The sequence below is a fragment of the Brevundimonas diminuta ATCC 11568 genome (assembly GCF_000204035.1).
GTDB lineage: Bacteria > Pseudomonadota > Alphaproteobacteria > Caulobacterales > Caulobacteraceae > Brevundimonas > Brevundimonas diminuta.
On sequence record NZ_GL883086.1, the window covers coordinates 2,374,411 to 2,379,993 of the forward strand.

General features: G+C 68.6%; 5 protein-coding genes. 1 reads left to right on the forward strand and 4 read right to left on the reverse strand.

Annotation, left to right across the window (positions count from 1 at the left end):
• Positions 1 to 245: 245 nt before the first annotated feature.
• A complete protein-coding gene (locus tag BDIM_RS15440; RefSeq protein WP_003166506.1) occupies positions 246 to 656 on the forward strand; it encodes a metallopeptidase family protein in 411 nt (136 codons plus the stop codon).
• A 26-nt stretch (positions 657 to 682) separates the two neighbouring features.
• Here BDIM_RS15440 and BDIM_RS15445 read toward each other — a convergent pair whose 3' ends face one another.
• From BDIM_RS15445 to BDIM_RS15460, 4 genes are all read right to left on the reverse strand, one after another.
• The gene (locus BDIM_RS15445; RefSeq protein ID WP_003166507.1) at positions 683 to 1,453 is read right to left on the reverse strand and encodes a class I SAM-dependent methyltransferase; all 771 of its coding nucleotides are present in this window, start codon (positions 1,451 to 1,453) and stop codon (positions 683 to 685) included.
• A 4-nt stretch (positions 1,454 to 1,457) separates the two neighbouring features.
• Complete coding sequence (locus BDIM_RS15450) at positions 1,458 to 2,855, reverse strand: RsmB/NOP family class I SAM-dependent RNA methyltransferase (protein WP_088491478.1); 1,398 nt, start codon at positions 2,853 to 2,855, stop codon at positions 1,458 to 1,460.
• Positions 2,852 to 4,819 carry a potassium transporter Kup gene (locus BDIM_RS15455; RefSeq protein ID WP_003166508.1) on the reverse strand — a complete coding sequence of 656 codons (1,968 nt, stop codon included), beginning with the start codon at positions 4,817 to 4,819 and terminating at the stop codon, positions 2,852 to 2,854. The genes BDIM_RS15450 and BDIM_RS15455 overlap by 4 nt, the downstream gene beginning before the upstream one ends.
• Before the next feature lie 77 nt (positions 4,820 to 4,896).
• On the reverse strand, positions 4,897 to 5,583 hold a 687-nt coding region (locus tag BDIM_RS15460), incomplete at its 5' end, for a DUF1223 domain-containing protein (protein ID WP_050796760.1).

Here is a 5,583-nt window from a genome sequence, read left to right on the forward strand (position 1 = left end):
CAGGCCCAGACGCTGACCGCCAGCGCCAGCCCCGCCGCCCCCGCCGTGGCCGCAAAGGCGATGTCGGCCGCGAGATCCGCCTCGGCCATGCCTTCCCCAGAAAATCCGATCCATGTCCGGCCGCCCTTCAGGACAGGCCGATTCGTCGTTTACCATACTCTGATTGGGCGAATTGCGATGCGGCCCATGCACGCGCGGCCGCCTCTGCGATTGCGGCCCGACGCGACGCGGGCGATATCCCCGACATGACCACGCCCTGGACCGACCAGCTCGCCCCCTCGCTCGACGATTTCGCCCGCCTGGCCGAACAGGCCTTCGCCGGCCTGCCCGACCTGTTTCGCCAGGCGGCCGGAGACGTCGTCATCCGCGTCGACGACTTCGCCGACGAAGAGATCCTGCGTGATCTGGAGATCGAAGACCCGTTCGAGCTGACCGGCCTCTATTCCGGCGTCCACATCGGCGAACGCGACGCCATGGGTCCGGCGCCGGAGCCGTCGCGCGTCTTCCTCTACCGCCGGCCCATCCTCGACGAATGGTGCGAGCGCGGCGACGTCGGCCTGGCCGAGATCATCGCCCACGTCCTGATCCATGAGATCGGCCACCACCTGGGCCTGGACGACGACCAGATCCACGCCATCGAGGACGACGAGGACTGAGGACGACGTCGGTCCGACTTGCGATGTTACAAAGGGCGCCGCGCCTCGAAGGTGATGACGTCATCCTCGCGTCGCGGGAGCCGCCCGTGCTCGTAGCCCCCGGAGACGATGACATCGACGAAACCCGCCGCACCCAACGCCAGCCGCATCTCCTCGACGCTCCACCAGCGTAGGGCGAACAGCTCCAGCTCCGATGCGCTCAGACGACCGTCCGTCCAAAGATCATAGCGAAGATGCGAGACGACCGTCTGGTTCAGCAGATCGGAATCGATGCGTTCCTCGGCGAGGGTCAGCAGGTCGCCGTTCGCATCGGTCCAGCGCCGCGTCGGTCCCGGCGGCGCCAAGACAGCGGAGACGGGATCAAGGTCGAGGATCAGACGGCCGCCCGGCTGCAGATGGTCATGGAAGCGCTTCAGCGCCGCCAGACCTTCCTGGGCCGTGGCGATCAGCTGGAATGAGCCGGCGGGAAGAACGACCGCGCCAAAGCGCGTCGCATAGGAGAAGTCGTCAAAGCGGGCCACAGACAGCTCCGCCCTCAGACCTCGCGCCTCGCATGCCGCCCGACACAGGTCCAACATGGCCGCAGAGGCGTCGAAACCCGTGACGTCGAACCCGGCCTCGAGCAGAGGGACCAGCACGCGACCGGAACCGACCGCCGGCTCCAGCACGGGTCCGTCGCGGATTTCCAACCGGCGCGTATAGAATTCCACGTCGCCGAAGGATCGGCCGATCGGCTTGTCCAGATCATAGACCCGCGCCGCCAGACCGGCGTAGCGATTGCAAAGATTCGCGCTCATCGGCCTAGTCCGCGATCCGCTCCAGCTTGGCGGCGAAGAAGCCGTCCAGCCCGCCCCTCTCGGCCCACTGCGAGGGCAGAATGCGCAGCCAGCCCTCGGGCGTCAGCGCCTCGTCCGGAGCGCCGACTTCGGCGGGAACAGCGGCAACGGTGCGGAAGGCCGGGTTGCGGCGCAGGAAGGCGATGACCTGCGTCTCGCCCTCTTCGCGTTCCAGCGAGCAGACGCAATAGACCAGACGGCCGCCCGGCTTCACCTTCTGGGCGGCCGCGTCCAGCAGGCGATGCTGCACATCGGCCAGCTTGGCCACGTCAGCGGGGCGGGTGGCGCGCAGAACTTCGGGGTTGCGGCGATAGGTGCCGGTGGCCGTGCAGGGCGCGTCCAACAGAACCGCATCGAACGTGCGGTCGTCTTCCCAGTCCTCAGCCGGGACGGCGACGACCTCGGCCTTGAGCTTCATGCGCTCGAAATTCTGGCGCAGACGTTTCAGGCGCGTTTCGGAGCGGTCCAGAGCGACGACCTCCGCCCCGGCGGCGGCCAGTTGCAGCGTCTTTCCGCCCGGCGCGGCGCACAGGTCCAGCGCCGTCTCGCCCGCCTTGACCGCCAGCAGGCGGGCGGGGACGGCCGCGGCCGCGTCCTGAACCCACCAGTCGCCGGCCTCGAAACCTGGCCAGGCGGCGACGTCGCCGCGCTTGCCCGTGCGGACCGTGCCGCCAGGCAGGGCTTCGCCCTCGACCGACGCCGCCAGTTCGGCCGGATCGACGCCCGGCTTGGCCGTCAAATCGGTCGCGGGCTCCTCGCGCGTGGCCAGGGCCAAGCCGATCAGAGCCGCCTCACCATAGGTCGCCTTCCAACGCTGAGCCAGCCAGTCGGGCAGGTTGGATTCGGCCGTAGTCAGGCCGGGGCCGTCACGGCCGACGCCGCGCAGCACGGCGTTGACCAGATTCTTGTACGGCCGCGTCTTGGCGTCGCGCTCGGCCAGCTTCACCGCAGTAGACACTGCGGCGAAAGCGGGCGTCTCCAGCACCAGGGTCTGGGCCAGGGCGACGCGCAGGATGGTCATGACCGCCAGCGGCGTCGCCTTCTGCAGACGACGCTCGAGGATCTGGTCGATCTCGCCCAGACGGCGAAGGGCCGCCATGGCCACGGCGCGGGCGAAGGCCCGGTCCTGAGGCGGCAGGTCGCGCGCGGGCGATTGCGACAGGGCCTCGTCCAGACCCGTGCGCTTCTCCAGCGCCGCGTTCAGAAGGATGCCCGCCACCAGCCGCGCCTCGACGCCGATGTCGGCGTGCGGATCGTCCGCGACGGGCTGCCGGGTCGATTCACGACGCGGCCCGCGCGCCTTTTCGGCGATGCGGCGACCGCGCGCGGCGGAGCTTCTGCCCTTGGGCGCGCTCCCGCTCACACCGACACCTGGGTGCCGAGCTCGACCACGCGGCCGGGCGGAATGCGGAAGAAGTCGGTCGGATTGGCGGCGTTACGCATCAGGAAGATAAACAGCTTGTCCTGCCACAGAGGCATGCCCTGGCGGGCGGAAGGAACGACCGAGCGACGGCCCAGGAAGAAGCTGGTCGACATGATGTCGAACTTCAGCCCCTGCTTGCGACACAGACCCAGGGCGCGCGGCACGTTCGGCGTCTCCATATAGCCGAAGGTCAGGGTCAGACGCTTGAAATCATCGCTGATCGGCTCGACCGCCACCCTTTGCAGGTCCGGCACGCGCGGCCGGTCGGACGTATGCACGGTCAGGATGATATTCTTCTCGTGCAGCACCTTATTGTGCTTGAGGTTGTGCATCAGGGCCACGGGCGCCACGTCCGGGTCCGAGGTCAGGAAGATGGCCGTGCCCGGCGCCCGGTGCGGCGGACGGGCGCGCAGCATCTCGATCAGATCATTCAGCGGCAGGCTGTCCTTGCGCGTCTTGTCGGCCAGGATCTGGGAGCCGCGCACCCAGGTCCACATCAGCATGACCAAGCCCCCGCCCAGCACCAGCGGCATCCACGCGCCCGCCGGGATTTTCAGCAGGTTGGAAGTCAGGAAGACCGCGTCGATGAAGCCGAACGGCACCAGGGTCAGCAGGATGGCCCACCACGACCACTTCCACTTGTGACGCACGACGGTGAAGGCCATCAGGGTGTTGACCATCATGGTCCCCGTCACCGCCACGCCATAGGCCGCCGTCAGATTGTGCGACGACTGGAAGCTGACCAGGACGAACAGCACCCCGACGAGCAGCAGGCTGTTGATCGCCGGGACATAGATCTGACCGGCCTGGGTCTCGGAGGTGTTGCGGATGTCGATACGCGGCAACAGGCCCAGCTGGACCGCCTGCTGCGTGACCGAGAAGGCGCCCGTGATCATCGCCTGGCTGGCGATCACCGTGGCCGCCGTGGCCAGGATCAGCATGGGCCAATAGGCCAGCTGCGGCACCATGTTCCAGAAGGGATTGTCCGCCGCGCCGGGGTGCGACAGCAGGAAGGCGCCCTGGCCCAGGTAGCAGAGCGTCAGGCACGGCAAGACGATGAACAGCCAGCTCTGGCGGATCGGCGCCTTGCCGAAATGGCCCATGTCCGCATACAGCGCCTCGGCCCCGGTGACGGCCAGGAAGACGCTGCCCAGGATGACGAAACCGAGGAAGCCGTCGGCGATCAGCAGCTTGATCCCATAGTAGGGCGACAGGGCCTTCAGGATCGACAGATCGTCGAAGATATGGACCACGCCCAGCAGGCCCAGCGACAGGAACCAGATCAGGGTGATGGGGCCGAAGAATTTGGCCAGGCCCGCCGTGCCGCGCGACTGCACCAGGAAGAGGGCGATCAGGATGCCCGCCGCCAGCGGCAGGATGAAGGGGTCCAACCGCCCGTTCAGGCCCGGCGCCTCCTGCAGGCCTTCGACGGCCGACAGGACCGAGATGGCGGGCGTGATGACGCCGTCGGAGTAGAACAGGGCCGCGCCGCAGACGCCCAGGACGAACAGCCAGGCGCTGCGTCGACCGATGGCGTGCTGGGCCAGGGCCATCAGCGACAGGGTGCCGCCCTCGCCCTTGTTGTCGGCCCGCATCAGGAACATGACGTATTTGAACGTCACGACGACCATCAGCGCCCAGAAGGCCAGCGACACCACGCCGATGATCGCCAGGTCGCCGCCGACGCCCTTCTGAGCGTGGGCCGTCGCCTCGCGCAGGGCGTAGATCGGGCTGGTGCCGATGTCGCCGAAGACCACGCCGATGGCGCCCAGGATCAGGGCGCGGTGACTGGCCTTGCCTCCGCCATGGCCGTGCGCCCCGCCGGAAGGCGGAGTCTGGGCGTTCGCAGAAGAGGAGGCGTTGGCGGTTGGCGCGGCGTCGCCGCGGGGCGTATCCCCGACCATGCAATGTTCTCCGGGTCGCGCGAGGAGGCGCGCGCCCATCAAGAGCGGCGGGCCTTTAGACCTTTTCCGTCAGCGGTTCAATCGCGCCCCGTTTCCGGACGCGCAGCGGACGACAGGATGCGACGATCGTCCTTGGCCTGCAACAGCACCACCACCCCTTCATCGATCCCTGCGTCCTGGGGCAGGGGGAACAGCACGGGCCGGCCGTTCCAGTCGCCCAGACGGCGCACCTCGCGCACCACATTGACGTGGGTCACGGCCCGGCCGCGATTGTCGCCGCCCTTGACCTCGACCGTGTGCTGGCCCGGCCGATAGACGACGGCGACGACTTCAGCCCCGCCGCGCGGCGGGCGGCCCGAACCGATGCCGACCCGGTCGCCGGTTTCGCGGAACTCGATCTCGGGCGGCCAGCCCCGGCCCTGCGCCTCAGCCTCGACCGCCGCCTTCAGCTCCGGCGAGCGCGCGCCCGAGACATGACGACGTCCGTCGATCACCACCTGCGGCGTCGAGACGTTCCGCAACTTCAAGGCCTGACGATAGGCGCGCTGGCGCTCGGCGAACTCGGGCCGGGCGAAGGTGTCGGACCAGCCCAGATAGTCCCAGTAGTCGACGCCGTAGGTCAGGACGATCACGCCCGGATCCTGGGCCACCGTCTCGACCGTGCGGTTGGCGTCGGGACAGCCCGAGCAACCCTGGGCGGTGAACAGTTCGACCACCACCGGCTGGACCGGGGCGTCGCGCTCGCGCGACGGCGCGGCGGCGAC